This window comes from Ochrobactrum sp. P6BSIII (assembly GCF_014138065.1).
Taxonomy (GTDB): Bacteria; Pseudomonadota; Alphaproteobacteria; order Rhizobiales; family Rhizobiaceae; genus Brucella.
In genome coordinates, this window is record NZ_JACGXB010000020.1 from 44907 (window position 1) to 64190 (window position 19284).

Genomic DNA, 19284 nt, shown 5'->3' on the forward strand with positions numbered 1-19284 from the left:
GGAAAGCACTGTTAGATTTATTATTCGGCCGTGGGGGATCGCTTCGCGGCCGATTTCTTTTGGGGTTTGGACTGACCGCTGCGTAGAGCCGCTTCATAGGCGAGGCGGGCCCATTCGGTCATGATTTCAGGATCATCGAAGGCTTCGCTCGGCACGCTCCAATAGGGCATGCCAATGGGATCGCCGCCCTTGCGTCCTTCATAGGTCCATTGCACCGATCCGGCGTCGATAAAACGCGGGATGGTCAATTCGTCGGCTTTGAAAAGCAGTTCATCGCGAACGACAAGCGCGAAGATCAGTCCCTGATGATAAATGCCTTTGCCGCCGAACATGCGACGGATGGTGACCGGGCCGAAATCCTGCAACAAATCGCGGAGGGTTTCGTCATCCATTGGGGAGATTCCTTCGGAAGACTATCCTCGTGGATCAGGTCAGGCCGCGCCCTGCATCTGGCGAAGGCTTTCTGCCGAGGCAGGGGTCAGTTCAACCGATTCACCGCAGCCGCAGGCAGAGGTCTGGTTCGGGTTGTTGAACACGAAACCGGTGCGGAGCGTCGTCACTTCGAAATCCATCTGGGTTCCGAGCAGGAAAAGAACGGCTTCCGGGGCGATAAAGACCTTGGCGCCATCTTTCTCGGCAACATCATCACCGGCTTTCGCTTCGCTGGCGACATCGATGGTATATTCCATGCCCGCGCAGCCGCCTTTTTTCACGCCGACACGAATGCCCAGCGCGCCTTCGCGCGACTCAACAATTTCGCGAACGCGATTTGCTGCGGCTTCGGTTAGCGTCATGACTGCGAAACGGCCCATGGTTCTTCTCTTCCGGTGCTATGCAGTGGCCTTGAGGCTGTGGCTTCACGGGCGAGAATCAACCAATCTCGTGTGAAACCAGCGAGTTTCAAACCTCGCTGCCACGTTTTCACTATAGTTAGTGTTGTAACATCATTACCGCAAGACACCAAATCGAGAGCGCAGGCCGCGTGTCCGGCTGGCGGGTATTGGGGAAAGAGGAGGTATAAATGTCGATTGATCGGATGAAATCTCTGAGGCTGGCTGTTTTCGTGAGCGCGCTCGGCCTGTCCGTTGCTCTCCCGCAAGCCTATGCACAGGAAGCGCCCAAGCCTGCCGCGAAGGAAGCGCAGAAGCCTGCATCGAAGGAAAGCGCTGAACCGACGGCACAGAAAAAGCCTGAAGCCGAGAAAAAGGATCAGGCTGAGGAAACAAAAGCGCCTGTAGAAGAGACAAAGCCGTCTGAACAGACGCAGGACGCGGCCAATGGCGTTACCGTGCCGGAATATCACGATGACCGATCCTCGCCGCAGGCGCTGATCGAATCCTATTATAATGCGATCAACCGCAAGGAATATACGCGCGCTTACGGTTATTACTCGGAAGAAGGGCGGGAACCCGACTTCAAGACCTTCGTGAAGGGCTATGAGAATACCAAGAGCGTCAAGGTCGCCTTGCGCAAAACCGAGCCGGACCCGGGTGCAGGCCAGATTTACTGGAGCCAGCCGCTAGCTATTGAAGCCGAGAGCAATGATGGCAAGAAAGAAGTCTTCGGCGGTTGCTACACGATTCACCTTACCAATCCCGCCATGCAGGAAGAGCCGCCATTCAAGCCGATTGAGATCATGACCGGATCGTTGAGCAAATCGGAACTGGAGCTTGAAAAGAGCGTGCCGGAAGCCTGTGAAGCCCCGTAATCTTCCGAAGGCGACCTGATTTTCTGGTCGCCTCTTTGGGAATGATCACCGGAACAGCACTGTTCAGAGAAAGCATTTTTAGCGCTTGACCTTACCACGATGGAAAGGTGCATGGTGCTTTTGGTTGGAGCTATTGTCTTGAGGTGAAATCTCGAAAATCGCTCTATCTCTTTGTTTATAAACATTTCCAGCCCGTATCGGTGCGTTTTTCTGGAAATGTTCAGGTGTGGAGTCAGTCAATGATGAAGTTTTCCGTTCCCAAGATGAAATGCGGCGGCTGCGCCGACAGTGTGACTGCCGCTCTGCGTAAGCTCGATGCGACAGCGCCGATTGAAATCGACCTCGACGCCAAGGAAGTCGAATTTGGTGGCAATGCATCCAGAGATGCGGTTGTTTCCGCGCTGGCGGCTGCGGGTTATCCGGCTGCAAACGCTCAATAATGTGATTTTGCGGGTGCTTGCGCCAATGCAAAGCAGGATGTACGTGCCGGGAAGCCTCGCTTTCCGGCATTTTCTTTCCGTAACGGGAGCCGGACCGCAAAGGTTCATTCCGGTGAGTTCAAGTGCCGCAAATGCGGGTGTTTCGCAGCTGTTTCATTGACTGCACTGGCGATTTTTGCCACATCAACGGCAAATCTCGTTTATGGTGCACTCGCAGCGAGGTTTGGACCAACGCTGCGGAGTGCTTTGTGATATGAAACATCGCGTTAGGCGATAAAGAAGGGTTGAGGGCTATGGCAGCCGATTTCCAGGATCTTCGCACAAAGATGGTCGACAATCAGATCCGTACGACGGACGTAACCGATCTGACGGTTATCGACGCTTTCCTGGCCGTTCCGCGGGAAGCCTTTGTGCCGACCGTCCGTCAGGCAGTTGCCTATATTGACGAAGATCAGCCGCTCGAAGCCGAAGGTGGCGCGCCGCGCTATCTCATGGAACCGTCGCCTTTCGCAAAGCTCATCCAGCTTGCCCGCGTAAACAAGAACGATGTCGTGCTCGATATCGGCTGCGGCACGGGTTATTCCTCGGCCATTCTTTCGCATCTGGCTGGTTCGGTGATCGGTCTTGAGAGTGATTCTGCGCTTTCTGCCGCTGCGACCGCTCGTCTTGCCGAGCTAGGCTATGACAATGTTGTGATTGTTTCTGGAGATATGCACGCCGGCTATCCGTCGGAAGCTCCTTACGATGTCATCATGATCGAAGGCGGTGTGGATTTCGTTCCCGACACCTTGTTCGCGCAGTTGAAGGAAGGCGGACGTCTCGTCGCCGTCGAAGGCCGTGGAAACGCTTCGGTTGCCCGGATTTATGTTAAAGAAAATGGTGTTGCATCGGGGCGAATTGCGTTCAACACTGCGGTGCGCCCACTTCCGGGATTCGAGCGGATTCCTCAGTTCGAATTCTAATTTTCGGGATTGGTACAATTCTGCAACGCTGCGGAATTTCTTTGTGCATGCTCTGGGCGGGGCGATGGAAATAACCGATTTTAAAGGTTATTTAAGGTTGCCCGAACTGATTGGTTCGATTTACTGAATTTGGCTATTCTTAAGATGAGGTACCCGGTGTTCAAAACGTACAAAGGACTGGTCGCAGCGGCAGCATTGTTGGCCGGCACCGTTTTATCGGGGCAGTCCGCCTGGTCTGAAAACCTCTCCGGTGCTCTGGTCAAGGCTTATAAGAATAACGCTACGCTTAATTCTTCACGCGCAGGTGTGCGCGTTCAGGACGAAAACGTGGCTATCGCCAAGTCGAATTACCGTCCGCAGATTACCGGTACGTATGATGTAAGCCGCAGTCGCGCGCCGACGAGCGGTTACCGCACCAGCGGCACGGTCGGCATCCAGCTGAACCAGATGCTGTTCGACGGTTTCCAGACCAAGAACAACGTCGCTGCAGCAGAAACGCAGGTTTTTGCGCAGCGCGAGAATATGCGCAACGACGAGCAGAACACGCTTTATAGCGCTGTCGCTGCCTATATGGGCGTTTACCAGAATCGTCAGATCGCAGTGCTTCGCGAGAAGAATCTGGCTGCGATGAATGAACAGGTGCGTGCAGCCCGTGCGCGTCTGGATGTTGGTGAAGGCACGCGCACAGACGTTGCACAGGCCGAAGCCAGCCGTTCGACCGCTGTTGCCGAACTGAACAGCGCTCGTGCCAACGTCAAGTCGGCTGAGGCAACCTATATCCGCATCGTCGGTGCACAGCCGGACCGGCTTGCCGCTGCCGCTGCTGCGAAGAACCTGCCGAAGTCGCCGAACGAAGCTTACGCTATCGCACAGGCCGGACACCCGGGCATTCTCGCAACGCAGTATGCTGTCAACGCTGCAGGCTACAATGTGAAGGCCAAGGAAGGCGCAATGCTGCCGACCGTTGGTCTGTCGGCTGGCGCCAGCCGTCTGGATACCTTTGCTGGTCTGGATACGGGTGATGGCAATTCCGCTTCGGTCGGTATCGGCGTGACCATTCCGATTTATACGGGTGGCCGCACCTCGGCGCAGATTCGCCAGTCCAAGGAACAGCTTGGTCAGGCACGGATTGAAGTCGATGTCGTACGCGATCAGGTTCGTGAAGCCATTGGTTCGGCATGGTCGCAGCTTGAAGCTGCCCGCGCTTCGGTCAAGGCAAACCGCGATGGTATCGCCGCTGCCCAGCTCGCACTGGATGGCGTGATCGAAGAACGCAAGGTTGGTCAGCGCACCACGCTGGACGTGTTGAACGCCCAGAACGATCTGACCGCTGCCGAAATCACTCTCGTCCAGTCGGAGCATGATGTGGTTGTCGCCAGCTATGCGCTTCTCAATGCGACGGGCCGCATGACCTCCAAGCAGATGGGCCTTCAGGTGGCTGAATATAAGCCTGAAGAACACTACGACGCCGTCAAGGACAAGTGGTTCGGTCTGCGCACGCCGGATGGTCGCTAATCAGCGAGAATTTCAGATTGAACGGCGCCTTCGGGCGCCGTTTTCGTTTGGCGACGATTCGCTGGCGGTTGCGGCTAATCCTTAACAAAATGATAAAGCTGTGGGTTGAATTGCGCAGCGTTCTTGCGGGGATTCTCAAATCGCCGAACGTCCGGTACCCTTAATTCATTGATTCTCTGTCCTTTGCAGGATGCGGCTTTGGAAGCTACGGAAGGTTTTTCCGCGCGAAACCAGCCTCTCCACACAGAGAAGGAGAACTATGTGCGGCCCTGCGGGCGCGCATTGCTCTATTCTGAAATAGGGAAGATGGACAGCTATGGCACAGACATCCAGCGCATCACGCGAACCGTCCATGGAAGAGATTCTCGCTTCCATTCGGCGCATTATCGAAGACAGCGATGTTAGCCGCCACCCTGTGTCCACGTCGGCGAATTTTCCGTTGCGCGGCGAGGTGGCTGAATTCCGTCGCCCAACGCCCGCACAGGAACAGCCTGCAGCGGAAGCACCAGTTTCAAGACCGGCTGAGAAGCCGGCCATGATGCGCGATATCCTCAAGGACGAGCCAGTCTTGCGCGGACCGATTGACGAGCCGGTGAAAGCTGCGCCCGCATTCGAACCGGAAATCGAAGAGGAAGAAGAGGACATTGTCCTCGACGCGCAAAATGATGACCGGCGTGCAGTTGAAGTGCAGCAGGCAGCGTCCGCCGCAATTGCGCCCGAAACTGCGACTGAGGACAATTCCATGGAAGCGCTTGACCGTTCGCTTGAGGACGGAATTGCCGAAGCCATTGAAGAGTTACTTGAGCCTGATCTGGACGAGCCCGTCGAGGCGTATGTTGAACCGGTTGTGGAAGCAGCTCCGGAAGCACCGGTCGCTAGCACGGCTCCGGCAGCGCCCATATCCGAACCACTGGCAAATGCGACCGTGGCTCCCCATATTCTGTCACAAGTGGCAGAACGCCAGGTGGCCGCAGCTTTTCAGGATCTGAGCCACGTCGTGCGTGCAGAGCCGCGTCGTTCGTTTGACGATATCGCAGCCGAGATTTTGCGTCCCATGTTGCAGGATTGGCTGGACAACAATCTGCCGACCCTTGTGGAGCGGCTTGTTCGCGAAGAAATCGAACGAGTGGTGCGCGGCGACCGATAATCGACGTGTTGCCTGAATAAAACGGCCTTTGAGTTCAAAAGCCCGTCTGTCTCGCAGGCGGGTTTTCACTTTTAAAGTGATTTATCACCCGTTTGTTGTTATTGAGCGCTCAATCCTTTCATTGCGCAAAAAGACCGGATAATTCCATGCTTGAGAAGACTTATGACGCCGCGGCCATAGAGCCGAAAATTGCCGAACGCTGGGAAGAAGCAGGGGCATTTAAAGCGGGAGCAGGAGCGAAGCCAGGAGCCGATCCTTTTGCCGTGGTCATTCCGCCGCCGAATGTAACCGGATCACTGCATATGGGCCACGCGCTCAACAACACGATCCAGGACATCATGGTTCGTTTTGAACGCATGCGCGGCAAGAATGTGCTGTGGCAGCCGGGCATGGACCATGCCGGTATCGCAACCCAGATGGTTGTCGAGCGTCAGCTTGCCGAGCGGAAGGAGCCGAACCGTCATGCCATGGGCCGCGAGAAGTTCATCGAGCGAATCTGGCAGTGGAAATCCGAATCCGGCGGCATGATCTCCAATCAGCTGCGTCGCCTTGGCGCGTCGTGCGACTGGTCGCGCGAACGCTTCACCATGGACGAAGGCCTGTCGCGCGCTGTTCTGGAAGTTTTCGTCTCGCTCTATAAGCAGGGCTTGATCTATCGCGACAAGCGTCTGGTCAACTGGGACCCGAAGCTGCTGACCGCTATCTCTGATATCGAAGTCGAATCCCGCGAGACGAAAGGCCATCTCTGGCACTTCCGCTATCCGCTGGAAAATGTGCCCTTCGATTCAGAAGACCCGCACACTTATATCGTTGTTGCAACGACTCGCCCTGAAACCATGCTGGGCGATACAGGTGTTGCTGTTAATCCGAAGGATGAGCGCTATCACGCTCTCGTTGGTAACGATGTCGTTCTGCCGCTGGTTGGCCGTCATATTCCGATTGTTGCCGATGATTACGCCGATCCGGAAGCCGGTTCTGGCGCGGTCAAGATCACGCCTGCTCACGACTTCAACGACTTTGAAGTCGGCAAGCGCAATGATCTGCGCGCAATCAATATTCTGACGCCGGCAGCGGCCGTCACGCTGAAAGACAATATCGACTTCCTTGAAGGCCTCCAGCTGACGCCGGAATTGAAGGCGCTGATTGCCGAGCTGGACGGGCAAGATCGCTTTGCTGTTCGCAAGCGCATTGTCGAACTGATGGACGAGCGCGGCTATCTAGAAAAGATCGAGGATCACACTCACGCCGTTCCGCATGGTGATCGCGGTGGCGTGCCGATCGAGCCTTATCTGACTGACCAGTGGTATGTGAATGCAGCCGAAATGGCGAAGCCAGCCATGGCCGCTGTTCGCGACGGTCGCACGCAGATCGTGCCGAAGAACTGGGAAAAGACCTATTTCGACTGGATGGAAAACATCCAGCCTTGGTGCGTTTCGCGTCAGCTCTGGTGGGGACATCAGATTCCAGCTTGGTACGGCCCCGATGGCAAGTGCTTTGTCGAGAAGAGTGAGGCGGAAGCCAAGGCCGCAGCAAAGGCGCATTACGGCGAAGACGTTGCGCTCGAACGCGATACCGACGTTCTGGACACGTGGTTCTCATCGGGCCTTTGGCCGTTCTCGACGCTCGGCTGGCCTGACAAGACCCCGGAACTCGCAACCTATTACCCGACCAGCGTTCTGGTGACCGGTTTCGACATTCTGTTTTTCTGGGTTGCCCGCATGATGATGATGGGCCTCCACTTCATGGAGGAAATCCCGTTCCATACGGTCTATCTGCATGCGCTTGTTCGTGACAAGCACGGCGCAAAGATGTCGAAGTCCAAGGGCAATGTTATCGACCCGCTGGAGCTGATGGACGAATATGGCGCAGATGCGCTGCGTTTCACGCTGGCCATCATGGCCGCGCAGGGCCGTGACGTTAAGCTCGATCCGGCACGTATTGCAGGCTATCGCAATTTCGGCACCAAGCTCTGGAATGCGACGCGTTTTGCGCAGATGAATGGCGTCAAGCTTGATGCGGATTTCCGTCCGGAGAACGCAAAGCTTGCGGTCAATCGCTGGATCCTGACCGAACTGACCAAGGCGACGCGCGCCGTTACCGAGGGCATTGCCAATTACCGTTTCAATGAAGCGGCTGGTGCGGCCTATCGCTTTGTCTGGAACCAGTTTTGCGACTGGTATCTGGAATTGCTCAAGCCGATCTTCATGGGCGACGATGAAGCGGCAAAAGCCGAAGCCCAGGCAACGGCTGCTTACTGTCTGGATCAGATCTACAAGATGCTGCATCCGTTCATGCCGTTCATGACGGAAGAACTCTGGTCGCTGACGGCTGGCGAAGGCAAGACGCGCGACACGGTTCTGGCACTGGCTGATTGGCCGGAGCTTTCCTTCGCAGATGAAGATGCGGCTGCCGACATCAACTGGCTGGTTGATCTCGTCACGGGTATCCGTTCGGTGCGCGCGGAAATGAACGTCCCGGCTGGTGCCGTAGCGCCGGTTGTCGTTCTTGAGGCCAATGCAACGACTACGGAGCGCTTTGAACGTCACGACGCTGCGATCAAGCGTCTGGCTCGCGTTGAAAGCGTGGCCTTCGAAGCGCAGGCCCCGAAGGGCGCTGCACAGATGCTGCTCGGCGAAGCGACGATCTGCATTCCGCTCGGCAAACTGATCGATCTCAAGGCTGAATCGGCACGTCTCGCCAAGGAAGCTGGCAAGATTGCTGCTGATATCGACCGGATCGAGAAGAAGCTTTCGAACGAGAAGTTCGTCGCCAACGCCAAGGAAGAGGTCGTGGAAGCCGAACGCGAGCGCCTGGCTGAACTTAAGGAAGCCGCCGAACGGGTTGCTACGGCGGAATCACGCATCCGTGACGCGGGTTGATTTGACCCGTTCCGTAACGTAAGAGAAGTGCGAATCACACACCCGGCAGTGCACGCTGCCGGGTGTTTTTGTCTCGCTTATCCCGGAAAGGTTGCGTTTCAAGGGGCTTGAACGCCAATCGAACCAGCGTTTCGATTGTTTTTTGATGTTGTTGCGCTTTCGCAACAAAGCTAAAATTTGGCCAAAAAAGGGCCAATTTGGGCAAATTTCCGGCCACTATTTGTCGGAATATTTCCGGCAGACATAAAAATCCAACACATTTTAGGCATTTTTGATGTGGCCGCTCTAAGCAAGCAACTGGCCCGCGAATGATTGGATATTGCAGGTCTATTTCATCCTGTTTTACGTTTGCGTCAACGTTAATGCCGTTGCTATCTGGGAGGACATTTATGAGCGGACGCGGCTTAAAAATAGGGGGAATTGCGGCGGTACTGCTTGGGAGCGCGGTTGTCGCTCATGCAGGTGGTTTTGAACGCAGCTCGCAGGATTTCGATATTCTGTTCGAACAGGGAAATGCTGTCGATGCGTCCGGCACCTTTGTCGCTCCGCAACGTAAGCTGAAAGATATCCGTGGCTCGGCCATCAGCGGTATGACTGGCGGCATCAATCCCGCGACGGGGCGTCCTTTTGAGACGAGCGTTGATGAGGCGAAGAGCTACTGGGTGCCGAAACTGTCGGCCAAGTTCGATCTGACCACTGATCTTGCCTGCGCTGCGCAATATCGCCAGCCATGGGGCATCAGCACGGATGTCGGCATTGATACGGTCCGTTCTTACACCGCTATCGAACAGAAGATCTCGTCGAACGACTACGGCCTGAACTGTTCTTATCGTTTCGCTGCAGGCGAAAAGGGTTATTTCCGTCTTCTCGGTGGCGTGAGCTATCAGGAATTGCACGGCGAACAGACCAAGATGATCCCGGGCTTGCCTCAGGGTAATCCCTACGGCATTCCGGCAGGTCCATTTCGCGTCGGCTCGCTGGACGTAGATGACCATGCCTTTGGCTGGCGTCTCGGTGCAGCCTATGAAATTCCTGAATATGCTGTTCGCGCCAGCGTCGTTTATCAGTCCAAGATCAACTATGATCTGGAAGGCACCGTTGATAATCTGGTTCTGAATCCAATCACTGGCCAGAGCATTCCAATCAATGTGGGCAGCGACGTTTCGACCCCGCAGTCGGTTGAGTTCAAGTTCCAGACTGGTATCGCGCCAGATTGGCTCGCTTTTGGTTCGGTCAAGTGGACCGATTGGTCCAGCATTGAGGCCGTCAATTTTGTCGCATCCGATAGCAAGGTTCTTCCGACTGGTACCAAGGTCACCAGCTTGAACCTTTATTATCAGGATGGCTGGACTGTGAGCGGCGGCGTTGGCCACAAACTGAACGACCAGTGGTCAGTTGCAGGAACTGTGACCTGGGACCGCGGCACGAGCACTGGCCTGACCTCGCAGACCGACATCTGGCTGTTTGGCCTCGGCACCAACTATAAGCCGAACGATCAGTTTGAAGTTCGTCTGGCTGGTGCTGCTGGCTGGCTGACTTCGGGCGAAATCGACGACACGGTTGTCAATAATGAGCTCAGCCTGCTCGGTTCGAAGGGTACCTTCGGTAACGATTTCGTCGGTGGTCTCTCGCTGACGGCAAAGGTCAAGTTCTGATCGAACTGATCAAGTCTATATCAAGAAAAGCCCGGCTGCGATGCCGGGCTTTTTTCTTTTGAATATGTCAGGTGGTGACTACTTCTGCTCCAGACGAGCCAGCAGCGAAGACGTATCCCAGCGATTGCCGCCGATCTTCTGCACTTCCTTGTAGAACTGGTCGACAAGCGCTGTGACAGGCAGAAGCGCGCCATTGCGATCTGCTTCGTCGAGGCAAATCCCCAGATCCTTGCGCATCCAGTCGACAGCGAAGCCGAAATCATATTTGCCCTGGTTCATCGTGCCCGAGCGGTTTTCCATCTGCCAGGAACCGGCAGCGCCCTTGGAGATGACTGCGATGAGCTTTTCGATATCAAGGCCAGCCTTCTTGCCAAAATGAATGCCCTCGGCCAGCCCCTGAACGAGACCGGCGATGCAAATCTGGTTCACCATCTTGGCAAGCTGACCAGAACCGACCGGACCCATCAGGCCTACAGATCGTGCATAGGCATCGATAATCGGCTTGGCTCGCTCGAAGACGGCTTCGCTGGCGCCAACCATCACGGTCAGTACGCCGTTTTCTGCGCCAGCCTGACCACCCGAAACCGGTGCATCAATGAAGTGAATTCCACGCTTCTGCGCTTCTTCCGAAAGCTCACGCGCAACTTCGGCAGAGGCCGTCGTATTGTCGATGAAGATCGCATCCTTTTTCATTGTCGAAAAAGCACCGTCCGCGCCGATGGTGACAGAACGCAGGTCGTCGTCATTGCCGACGCAGGCGAATACATAATCCGCATCGCGCACTGCCTCTGCGGGCGTGGCCGCGAAGCTGCCACCAAATTCTTTCGCCCATTTTTCCGCCTTGGCTGTCGTGCGGTTAAAAACCGTAACGTCGTGGCCACCCTTGTTCTTCAGGTGCCCAGCCATCGGGTAGCCCATCACGCCCAGGCCGAGAAAGGCTACTTTTGCAGTGGTCGTCATTCGTTCATTCCTCTGGATAGATTATGGACCGTATGATCAGGTGAGGGGTGTCATCACAGCCGAACGGTAGGCAGGGCGCTCTTTCAGCCGCTCATACCAGTTTTCCAGCTGCGGAAGGGAAGGACGTTCGATGGGGAACTCGAACCAGGCATAGGCATAGCAGGCAACCGGAATGTCGCCGATGCCGAACTCTTCTCCAGAGAACCAGGGCGAATGGTCCAACCCGCTATTGGCAATCGTCATGGAACGCGCAAGGCCATCGAGACCCCGTTGCAGGATTTCCGGATCACGCTTGTCTACGGGCAGGCGGATCATATGCTTCATGACATTGCTGAAATCGGTGTAGAGCGTATTGGAGGCCCAATCCATCCACTTTTCCGCCTGTGCGCGCTTGGCCGGATTTTCGATCCACAGGCTGTCCTTGCCATATGTCGCCGCCAGATAGCGCGTGATGACATTCGATTCCCACAGCACGGTTTCGCCGTCTTCGACAAGCGGAATAAGTCCGTTGGGATTACGTGCGAGGAAGGTCGGGTCATCCAACCCGCCAAACTGACCGCCAACGTCGAATTGTTCGTAATCAAGGCCAAGTTCCTGCGCTATCCAGAGCGCTTTCTTGACGTTGGTGGAATTGGTGCGACCCCAGATTTTCAGCATGATATTGCCCATTGCTATGGTTCAGGAATTGGATGCGCCCACCTTTTGGCGAAGGCACACACCAGTTGCTTATTTTAACGCACATCTCGTCCGAAGACCGTTGCACACTTTTCGGCATGTGCTCCAGTTTAAACAGATAGCCCCCAGAAGCTGCAAGGCTGCCGGGGGCTAATTCAGAACGTTCTCATTAAATCAGCGAACAAGATGTCGTGTCAGCCGTCGCTCGAGATAATCCCAGATGTGTCGCAGCACTTCGACCATCAGCAGATAGATCACTGCTGCCCAGAGATAGGTCTGGAAATCGAAGGTGCGAGAATAAGCGCGCCGTGTTTCACCCATCAGGTCGAGAACCGTGATGATGGCGACGATAGCCGATCCCTTGATCATAAGAATGATTTCATTGCCGTATGGACGCAGGGCAACGATCAGCGCCTGAGGAAGAATGACTTTCCAGAATGTCACACGCTTGGAAATGCCGAGCGCTGCTGCACCTTCCCACTGGCCCATGGCAACACTCTGGATCGCGCCACGCAGGATTTCGGCCTGATAGGCAGCCGTGTTGAGCGAGAAAGCGAGAATCGCACAGTTCCATGCATCACGGAAAAACACCCACAGGCCGATGCTTTCGAGGAAAGGCCGGAAAGTGCCGAAACCGTAATAAATCAGGAAGGTTTGCGCCAGAAGCGGGGTGCCGCGGAAGAAATAGACATAGCCAAACGCAATGGCTTTCAGCCAGCGATTGTTCGACATGCGTGCGGCTGCAATTGGGACCGAAAGCACTGCGCCGACAAGGATCGACACGACGACGAGCTTCAGCGTGATCAGAAGGCCGGACCAGTAGCGCGGACCATAGGTCTCGAAGAGATCGATACGCCAGACATTGTAGAGATAGATGGCCAGACCAGCGAAGAGCAAAGCCCAGATGCCGACGAAGATATGACCTGCAATGCGGGCGCGGGTCCATTGGCGGGCGACCGGCGGTGGCGCTATGACAGCAGCACTGTTTTGTGTGACAGCTTCGCTCATGATCATGCGCCTCGCGACCGGTTGCTGCCCGCATCAGCCCATTGGGCGATACGGTTGATGAAATAGGACGAGATAATCGCAAGAGCGAGATAAAGCAGGCAGGCAACGCCGAAGAACAGGAATGGCTCTTTGGTCACGCGGGCTGCGATGGATGTCTGCCGCATGATGTCGGACAGGGTGATCACCGATACCAGCGAGGTGTCTTTCAGCAGCACCAGCCACAGATTGGCAAGGCCCGGCAGGGCGATGCGGATCAATTGCGGCAGGATGACCTTGCGCATGGTCTGCCAGTGCGACAGGCCGACGGCATAACCGCCTTCATATTGCCCCCGTGGAATGGCGCGGAAAGCGGACAGGAAGACTTCACTCGAATAGGATGAGAAAACGAAACCGAGCGCTACCATACCCGCGGCGAAGGCATTGATCTCGACATTGGCATTGATGCCAAACAGTGCCAGGAGTTTCTGCAAACCAAGAGAGGCGCCGAAATAAACCAGGAACAGTGTCAGCAGCTCAGGCAGGCCACGGAAAATGGTCGTGTAGATATTCGAAGCCAGTCGGATCGACGGTTCGCTCGATTGCTTCCCCAAAGCAACCAGAAATCCGAGCACGAGGCCGATGGGCAGGGTGGCTATTGCGAGAGTAACCGTTACCAGAAGCCCCCAGGCGATACTTCTCGACCAACCTTCAGGGCCGAAACTCAATAATGTGGCGTAATGTTCCATCGCCTTTTTTCTTTTTTCTGGGCGTTTATTCGTCCGGTGGTCTCTGTTTCGAGCGCTTCTACCGAACTGTCCGCCATAAATGATGTGCGCCGGTTTGTTTGATACAAACCGGCGCATACGTCTTCAAAGAAACCTAGTTTTCGGCGCCGTAAGCGTCGAACTCAAAGTACTTATCGTTGATTTCCTTATACTTTCCGTTGGCACGGATCGCCTTAATAGCTGCGTTGAACTTTTCAACCAGTTCCGGGCGGCCCTTCTTGAAGGCAACGCCTGCGCCGGGACCGTGAATTTCAACAACTGGCGGGAAGGTGCCGACCATCTTGCAGCATGCGCCATCCGGGGTCTTCAGCCATTCGCCCAGCGTGACGCTATCGTCATTGGCGGCATCGAGACGGCCATTGGCCAGATCGAGACGATATTCCTCAGCGGTTGGGTAGGCCTTGATCGTGCTGTCGGTAAAGGTCTTTTCCGAGTAATTGGCATGGGTGGTGGAAACCTGAACGCCGATCGTCTTGCCAGCGAGATCTTCCTTGGTCACACCCTTGATGTCGCTATCCTTTGGAGCGACGATACCCGGAGGCGTATTGTAGTATTTGTTGGAGAAATCGACCTGCTTCTTGCGTTCATCGGTGATGGACATGGAAGCGATAAAGGCGTCGAACTTGCCAGCCTGAAGTGCTGGAATTGCGCCATCCCATTCCTGGGTGATGAAGGTACATTGCGCCTTCATTTCATCGCAAAGTGCCTTCGCAATATCCACGTCAAATCCCGACAGGGTGCCGTCCGGCTTGATGAAATTGAAGGGGGGATAGGCGCCTTCCGTGGCGATGGTGAGCTTCAAAGGCTCCTGGGCATTTGCGGCGCCGATGGCCAATCCGCCAGCCATGGTTGCAATGGTCGCAACCGAAGCTGCTACTACGATACGCTTCAATACGCGCATATTTAGTCCTCTCGTTTACTCTGGCTGGTTCCCCGATTATTTTTCTGGTCAGCCATTTGTCGTGCAATTGCAATTTATAATTGAGGATTATCGATCGATAGACATTCCTCCAGCCGCTACCAATAGATGGTTCAGCGGAGGCTGCGCAATAATTTTTCGCATGTTCGCCGCCGCCCTCCAACATGATCGCAATATTCCCACCACTTTTCACCGGAAGGCAAGATGGCTTGCGTAATAATTTTGCGTATAATTATTGCTGAATTCACAGCGTATTCCGCCGAAAGTGGCAGCAAAATAGTGAAAGCTGACGTTTTGGCGGAAAGTGGTAGGGAATTGCTCAAAGCGCCATTTCATTTTGGATGAAATCGGCAATTTCATCGACCATATTGATATCGAAGACCGGCAGGCTCAAGCCCGGTTGTGGATAATTGGTTGCAATCGCGACGATGCTTGGGTCGTTTTCGGCGAGCGGTGGGCCGTCATGACTGCCTGTTCGGCGTAGCTCGATTTTCTTATGCGGCTCGCGTTTATAGCCTTCGACGAGAATCAGATCGCAGGGCGCAAGCTTGTCCGCGATGTCTTGCAGCGAGATTTCCGGCCCGTCGAGATTTTCATGCATGATGGCGAAGCGGCGGTCTGAAACGATGGCGACTTCTGCTGCGCCCGCTTTGCGATGCCGCCAGGAATCGGTGCCTTCGTGATCGATGTCGAAATTATGATGCGCATGTTTGATTGTCGCGATGCGATAGCCGCGTTCGGTCAGGCAGCGCACGAGCTTTTCGGTCAGGGTGGTCTTGCCGGAATTCTTCCAGCCCGTAATGCCGAAAAGCTTTTGCGTCATGGCATCTCTCCGTTCAGTCGATTCAATCGCCGGGCTTCGACAAGATCATCGGGCCGGTTGATATTGAAGAATGGATCATAGGTTTTCGAGCGATCCTTGGTGGTTACAAGCGGAAAGTCTACCATTTCGAAATCAACATCGCGTGCGAATGCCAGAACACTGGCTTTCTCCGCCGTCGAAAGCCAGTCTCTCAGCCGATCCGCCAGTTGCGTGCGCCACAGGCCAAAAATGGGATGAACATGCCCGGCGGAACTGGCAAGGATGATGTCCTTGCCACTCTGTCTTTGGCATTCAAGGAGCCGGTTTCCGAGATCAGCAGGCAGAAACGGCGTGTCAGCCGCTGCGGTCAGCAGCCATGGGGAACCTTTTGCGTGGATGAGCGCGGTGAGAATGCCCGGCAGAGGGCCGCCGTGCTCTGCGGGGATATCAGCGACAATGGTCGAGCCGAGGCTGGCCAGCCGCGATGGGTCGCCATTGGCATTGATGAAAAGCGATCCCACCTGTGGTTTCAGTCGCGAGGCAACTTCGGCAATGATGGTGCCCGAACCCAGAACCTGCAGGAACTTGTCTCCCGCAATTCCGCCTTCGCGCATCCGGCTCGACAATCCACCGGCAATGATCGCACCGGCGATATCTGACTGATCGACCATTATTTCGGTCCGAGACCAGTTGGAATGGAAGCCAGTGTGCTCTTGTTCTTCTCACGCTTCTTCAGCGCGTTTTCGCGATAGACCATGTAGATACCGCTTCCGACGACCATGACAGAGCCAATGATTGTATAGCTATCCGGCGCTTCGCCAAAGACCGCTATGCTCAAGCCTATCGCCCAAAGCAGGCTGGAATAGCGGAACGGGGAGACGAAGGACACTTCACCTTCACGCATGGCCAGAATGATGAAGTGATATCCGATTAGCAACAGCACGGCCGCGCAGAGCATGGCGGCAACAGGAACAAGGCCGATAGGCTGCCATCCGCCCATGGGGACAGTCAGCACGCCTCCGGTTATGGCAATCGCGCCGGCGGTCAGCGTGGAAAGATAAAGCGTTGGCACATGGGCCGGTACGCGGCGTGTGGCAATGTCACGTAGTGCCGCAAAGCCGACGCTCGCCAGCAAGACGGCCACAGCGGCGAAACTTGCCGCACCGGCTGAACCGGGGCGGATGATGATGAGGACGCCGACAAAGCCCATCAGAATACAGGCCCAGCGCCGCCAGCCGACTTTCTCCTTCAGAAAGATCGCGGCTCCAAGTGTCACCACCAAGGGTGTTGCCTGAAACACAGCAGAGCAGAAGGCCTGAGAAAGATGACCGAGCGAAACGATGTAAGTGACTGTCGCAACCACTTCGCCCAGCACGCGCAGGACCGTCATTCGTTCCAGAGAAAGTTTGCGCAAGGCGCCGTGACGCCAGGCCAGAAAGCCGATCATCAACGTCGCGAAGACGCCGCGGATCAGCATATACTGACCGCTGTTCATTTCCGTGAGAAGGAATTTGGTGATGCTGTCCCCGATGGTGAACACACCCATGGCGAGAAGCATATATATACTTGCGCGGAAATTCTCTGACTGCAGCACGGTATAGAATCCAGTTTAGAATCCAATACCGTGTTAAAGTTTATTTCGCGACAATTATTTGCGAGTATTTTCACTCAAAAGTATAAATGCGCTTTATCCGCCGGTCAGGCTCATATGGCGCGCCACAGCTGGCCGGTTATGATCGCGGTCGATGATGAAATCATGGCCCTTTGGCTTGCGCGAAATAGCCTCGTCGATAGCCTGGCTCAGGAATGCATCGCTGTCACTCTCACGCAGCGCCTTGCGAAGATCAGCATCATCATTCTGGCCGAGGCACATATAGAGCATGCCGGTACAGGTCAGGCGAACACGATTGCAACTTTCGCAAAAATTATGGGTCAACGGCGTGATGAAGCCAAGACGTCCGCCGGTTTCCTCTATCGTCACATAGCGGGCAGGGCCGCCCGTGCGATAGGGGATATCATTCATCGTGAACTGACCAGACAAGTCGCTGCGCACCCGCGATAACGGCAGATATTGGTCAGTGCGGTCGAATTCGATTTCACCCATCGGCATGGTTTCGATCAGTGTCATATCCATATCGCGGCCATGGGCCCAGCGGATAAGGTCCGGAATTTCGAATTCGTTGAAATCTTTCAGGGCAACAGCATTGATCTTCACGTGGATGCCTGCCTTTTGCGCGGCATCGATACCCTCAAGCACACGGGCAAGATCGCCCCAGCGGGTAATTTCGTGAAACTTTTCGGGGTTGAGCGTATCGAGGGAGACATTGATGCGCTTGATGCCGCAGTCAGCCAGTTCTCCGGCAAAACGCGAAAGCTGCGAGCCATTGGTGGTCAGCGTCAGTTCTTCTAGCGCTCCGGATGCCAGATGGCGTGAGAGCCCACGGATCAGATGCATGATGTTCTTGCGCACCAATGGTTCACCGCCAGTCAGGCGCAGCTTGCGCACGCCCTTGTCGATGAACACAGTGCAGAGCCGTTCCAGCTCTTCCAGCGTCAGCAGATCCTTCTTGGGAAGGAAGGTCATATGTTCCGCCATGCAATAGGTGCAGCGGAAATCGCAACGATCCGTCACCGAAACGCGCAAATAACTGACCGTCCGCCCGAAAGGATCGATCATCGGTCCGGTCGGGGAAACAAAGGGCTGTGCCTGCAAGGTTCTCATCTGTGAAGCCATTGTTCCCATAAGGTACGACGCAGTATCCTCCTGCTCTTATGAGATAGGACTTCCGCTTCGCCTTGTCCAGTTTTGCCGGGCTGAAGCAGTTTCAACGCACTTGCGGTATTTTGACATGCGGCCTATCACATGCAAGCTCCGACGATTGCGGAGTGCGCTTTGATATGGAGAACAGCAATGAGCGACGTCTGGCCGACCGAACTGCGCGTTTCCAGCGACCGCAAATTGCTGACGGTGGCTTTTGACAGCGGCGAGCGATTTGAACTGACCGCAGAGCTGCTGCGTGTGCTTTCTCCATCGGCAGAAGTGCAGGGCCATTCGCCCGAACAGCGCATTACGGTTGGCGGCAAGCGCAATGTCGAGATCATCAAGGTCGAGCCGGTGGGCAATTACGCGGTGCGTATCACCTTTGACGATATGCACGATACCGGCCTTTTTTCATGGACCTATCTGCATAAGCTCGGCACCGAAAAAGAGACGCTTTGGCAGACCTATCTCGATGAACTGGCCGAAAAAGGGCTTAAGCGCGACCGCTAGAGCGGTTTCCATTTTTACGGAATCGTCGAAACCGCTCTATCCATTTGTTTTCACGCATTATTCTACGCAAAACCGCTTCGCACTTTTGCTGGAAATGCTTTAATCGCGCGTCATTCTTTCTCTAGCATTTCCGCGATGCGTCGCATCATGTCGCCCATGGCGTTGCATTGCGATGCAGTCGAGTGGGCCATAACGCGGTCGATCAACTCGCTATAGACCGCCAGTGCTTCACCGAGCAGCTTCTCACCATCCTGTGTGAGGGTGAGGCGGATGATACGCTTGTCGGTCGCATCGCCGGTGCGTATTAGCAGTCCGCGATTCTCCAGCTTCGGCAGCAACATCGTGATGTTGGACCGCCCGACCAGAATTCTACGGGCGAGATCGTGCTGCGATTCGCCCGGATGGCGATAAATATTCATCAGCACATCAAGGTCGGCGATCTTCAGATCGAATGGCGCAAGCCCCTGTGCCAGCGCGCGTTCAACCGCCTTGCCAGCTCTCGCAACAGCAATCCAGTTTTTGAAGCGCGGATTATCCCACGGCAGCTTTTGTATCTTGTCTTGCATTTTGTTCATTCTT

The 19284-nt window shown here is 55.2% G+C and carries 20 protein-coding genes; 8 read left to right on the top strand and 12 right to left on the bottom strand.

Annotated elements, in window-relative coordinates:
• Positions 1–20: 20 nt before the first annotated feature.
• Positions 21–392, bottom strand: coding sequence for a TfoX/Sxy family protein (locus FHW00_RS21560; protein WP_078340419.1), 372 nt, complete (start codon positions 390–392; stop codon positions 21–23).
• Between the two features lie 39 nt (positions 393–431).
• Entirely contained in the window at positions 432–812 is a 381-nt protein-coding gene (gene sufA, locus FHW00_RS21565; RefSeq protein WP_078340420.1) for a Fe-S cluster assembly scaffold SufA, read from the bottom strand.
• A 209-nt stretch (positions 813–1021) separates the two neighbouring features.
• Here sufA and FHW00_RS21570 point away from each other — a divergent pair, with 209 nt between their 5' ends.
• From FHW00_RS21570 to FHW00_RS21600, 7 genes are all read left to right on the top strand, one after another.
• Complete coding sequence (locus tag FHW00_RS21570) at positions 1022–1708, top strand: hypothetical protein (protein ID WP_078340421.1); 687 nt, start codon at positions 1022–1024, stop codon at positions 1706–1708.
• A gap of 239 nt (positions 1709–1947) precedes the next feature.
• Positions 1948–2148: a heavy-metal-associated domain-containing protein gene (locus FHW00_RS21575; RefSeq protein WP_078340422.1), complete on the top strand. Its 201-nt coding sequence runs from the start codon at positions 1948–1950 to the stop codon at positions 2146–2148.
• Positions 2149–2441: 293 nt separating this feature from the next.
• The gene (locus tag FHW00_RS21580) at positions 2442–3110 is read left to right on the top strand and encodes a protein-L-isoaspartate O-methyltransferase family protein (RefSeq protein ID WP_078340423.1); all 669 of its coding nucleotides are present in this window, start codon (positions 2442–2444) and stop codon (positions 3108–3110) included.
• Positions 3111–3254: 144 nt separating this feature from the next.
• The gene (locus FHW00_RS21585) at positions 3255–4625 is read left to right on the top strand and encodes a TolC family outer membrane protein (protein WP_078340424.1); all 1371 of its coding nucleotides are present in this window, start codon (positions 3255–3257) and stop codon (positions 4623–4625) included.
• A 316-nt stretch (positions 4626–4941) separates the two neighbouring features.
• Complete coding sequence (locus FHW00_RS21590; RefSeq protein ID WP_078340425.1) at positions 4942–5772, top strand: PopZ family protein; 831 nt, start codon at positions 4942–4944, stop codon at positions 5770–5772.
• Between the two features lie 146 nt (positions 5773–5918).
• The gene (locus tag FHW00_RS21595) at positions 5919–8651 is read left to right on the top strand and encodes a valine--tRNA ligase (RefSeq protein WP_078340426.1); all 2733 of its coding nucleotides are present in this window, start codon (positions 5919–5921) and stop codon (positions 8649–8651) included.
• A gap of 590 nt (positions 8652–9241) precedes the next feature.
• Positions 9242–10306, top strand: coding sequence for an OmpP1/FadL family transporter (locus FHW00_RS21600; RefSeq protein ID WP_445557986.1), 1065 nt, complete (start codon positions 9242–9244; stop codon positions 10304–10306).
• 78 nt (positions 10307–10384) lie between these two features.
• Here FHW00_RS21600 and FHW00_RS21605 read toward each other — a convergent pair whose 3' ends face one another.
• The 9 genes from FHW00_RS21605 to moaA all read right to left on the bottom strand — a co-directional run bounded on the left by FHW00_RS21605 (position 10385) and on the right by moaA (position 18156).
• Positions 10385–11266 carry an NAD(P)-dependent oxidoreductase gene (locus FHW00_RS21605; RefSeq protein WP_078340427.1) on the bottom strand — a complete coding sequence of 294 codons (882 nt, stop codon included), beginning with the start codon at positions 11264–11266 and terminating at the stop codon, positions 10385–10387.
• 36 nt (positions 11267–11302) lie between these two features.
• The gene (locus FHW00_RS21610) at positions 11303–11923 is read right to left on the bottom strand and encodes a glutathione S-transferase family protein (RefSeq protein WP_078340458.1); all 621 of its coding nucleotides are present in this window, start codon (positions 11921–11923) and stop codon (positions 11303–11305) included.
• 192 nt (positions 11924–12115) lie between these two features.
• The gene (locus FHW00_RS21615; protein WP_078340428.1) at positions 12116–12949 is read right to left on the bottom strand and encodes an ABC transporter permease; all 834 of its coding nucleotides are present in this window, start codon (positions 12947–12949) and stop codon (positions 12116–12118) included.
• 2 nt (positions 12950–12951) lie between these two features.
• Positions 12952–13674 (bottom strand): ABC transporter permease, encoded by a 723-nt coding sequence (locus FHW00_RS21620; protein WP_078340429.1) that lies wholly within the window; start codon positions 13672–13674, stop codon positions 12952–12954.
• Positions 13675–13807: 133 nt separating this feature from the next.
• On the bottom strand, positions 13808–14614 hold the full coding sequence (locus FHW00_RS21625) for an ABC transporter substrate-binding protein (protein ID WP_078340430.1): 807 nt from the start codon (positions 14612–14614) through the stop codon (positions 13808–13810).
• Between the two features lie 337 nt (positions 14615–14951).
• Positions 14952–15455, bottom strand: a complete 504-nt coding sequence (mobB, locus tag FHW00_RS21630; RefSeq protein ID WP_113533578.1) for a molybdopterin-guanine dinucleotide biosynthesis protein B — start codon at positions 15453–15455, stop codon at positions 14952–14954.
• On the bottom strand, positions 15452–16105 hold the full coding sequence (gene mobA / locus FHW00_RS21635) for a molybdenum cofactor guanylyltransferase MobA (protein WP_113533577.1): 654 nt from the start codon (positions 16103–16105) through the stop codon (positions 15452–15454). The genes mobB and mobA overlap by 4 nt, the downstream gene beginning before the upstream one ends.
• Positions 16105–16992: a DMT family transporter gene (locus FHW00_RS21640; RefSeq protein ID WP_078340432.1), complete on the bottom strand. Its 888-nt coding sequence runs from the start codon at positions 16990–16992 to the stop codon at positions 16105–16107. The genes mobA and FHW00_RS21640 overlap by 1 nt, the downstream gene beginning before the upstream one ends.
• 129 nt (positions 16993–17121) lie before the next feature.
• On the bottom strand, positions 17122–18156 hold the full coding sequence (gene moaA / locus FHW00_RS21645; protein ID WP_078340459.1) for a GTP 3',8-cyclase MoaA: 1035 nt from the start codon (positions 18154–18156) through the stop codon (positions 17122–17124).
• A 189-nt stretch (positions 18157–18345) separates the two neighbouring features.
• Between moaA and FHW00_RS21650 the strand changes: the two genes are divergently transcribed.
• Complete coding sequence (locus tag FHW00_RS21650) at positions 18346–18705, top strand: gamma-butyrobetaine hydroxylase-like domain-containing protein (protein ID WP_078340433.1); 360 nt, start codon at positions 18346–18348, stop codon at positions 18703–18705.
• Between the two features lie 110 nt (positions 18706–18815).
• On the opposite strand, the gene FHW00_RS21655 is transcribed toward FHW00_RS21650, so the two are convergent.
• Positions 18816–19280, bottom strand: a complete 465-nt coding sequence (locus FHW00_RS21655) for a MarR family transcriptional regulator (protein WP_113533576.1) — start codon at positions 19278–19280, stop codon at positions 18816–18818.
• Positions 19281–19284 lie beyond the last annotated feature (4 nt).

Excerpts from the sequence above, each read along its gene's own strand:
- FHW00_RS21560 (WP_078340419.1), bottom strand. The coding sequence starts at position 392 with ATGGATGACGAAACCCTCCGCGATTTGTTGCAGGATTTCGGCCCGGTC.
- sufA (WP_078340420.1), bottom strand. The coding sequence starts at position 812 with ATGGGCCGTTTCGCAGTCATGACGCTAACCGAAGCCGCAGCAAATCGC.
- FHW00_RS21570 (WP_078340421.1), top strand. The coding sequence starts at position 1,022 with ATGTCGATTGATCGGATGAAATCTCTGAGGCTGGCTGTTTTCGTGAGC.
- FHW00_RS21575 (WP_078340422.1), top strand. The coding sequence starts at position 1,948 with ATGATGAAGTTTTCCGTTCCCAAGATGAAATGCGGCGGCTGCGCCGAC.
- FHW00_RS21580 (WP_078340423.1), top strand. The coding sequence starts at position 2,442 with ATGGCAGCCGATTTCCAGGATCTTCGCACAAAGATGGTCGACAATCAG.
- FHW00_RS21585 (WP_078340424.1), top strand. The coding sequence starts at position 3,255 with ATGAGGTACCCGGTGTTCAAAACGTACAAAGGACTGGTCGCAGCGGCA.
- FHW00_RS21590 (WP_078340425.1), top strand. The coding sequence starts at position 4,942 with ATGGCACAGACATCCAGCGCATCACGCGAACCGTCCATGGAAGAGATT.
- FHW00_RS21595 (WP_078340426.1), top strand. The coding sequence starts at position 5,919 with ATGCTTGAGAAGACTTATGACGCCGCGGCCATAGAGCCGAAAATTGCC.
- FHW00_RS21600 (WP_445557986.1), top strand. The coding sequence starts at position 9,242 with ATGACTGGCGGCATCAATCCCGCGACGGGGCGTCCTTTTGAGACGAGC.
- FHW00_RS21605 (WP_078340427.1), bottom strand. The coding sequence starts at position 11,266 with ATGACGACCACTGCAAAAGTAGCCTTTCTCGGCCTGGGCGTGATGGGC.
- FHW00_RS21610 (WP_078340458.1), bottom strand. The coding sequence starts at position 11,923 with ATGCTGAAAATCTGGGGTCGCACCAATTCCACCAACGTCAAGAAAGCG.
- FHW00_RS21615 (WP_078340428.1), bottom strand. The coding sequence starts at position 12,949 with ATGAGCGAAGCTGTCACACAAAACAGTGCTGCTGTCATAGCGCCACCG.
- FHW00_RS21620 (WP_078340429.1), bottom strand. The coding sequence starts at position 13,674 with ATGGAACATTACGCCACATTATTGAGTTTCGGCCCTGAAGGTTGGTCG.
- FHW00_RS21625 (WP_078340430.1), bottom strand. The coding sequence starts at position 14,614 with ATGCGCGTATTGAAGCGTATCGTAGTAGCAGCTTCGGTTGCGACCATT.
- mobB (WP_113533578.1), bottom strand. The coding sequence starts at position 15,455 with ATGACGCAAAAGCTTTTCGGCATTACGGGCTGGAAGAATTCCGGCAAG.
- mobA (WP_113533577.1), bottom strand. The coding sequence starts at position 16,105 with ATGGTCGATCAGTCAGATATCGCCGGTGCGATCATTGCCGGTGGATTG.
- FHW00_RS21640 (WP_078340432.1), bottom strand. The coding sequence starts at position 16,992 with ATGCTTCTCGCCATGGGTGTGTTCACCATCGGGGACAGCATCACCAAA.
- moaA (WP_078340459.1), bottom strand. The coding sequence starts at position 18,156 with ATGAGAACCTTGCAGGCACAGCCCTTTGTTTCCCCGACCGGACCGATG.
- FHW00_RS21650 (WP_078340433.1), top strand. The coding sequence starts at position 18,346 with ATGAGCGACGTCTGGCCGACCGAACTGCGCGTTTCCAGCGACCGCAAA.
- FHW00_RS21655 (WP_113533576.1), bottom strand. The coding sequence starts at position 19,280 with ATGAACAAAATGCAAGACAAGATACAAAAGCTGCCGTGGGATAATCCG.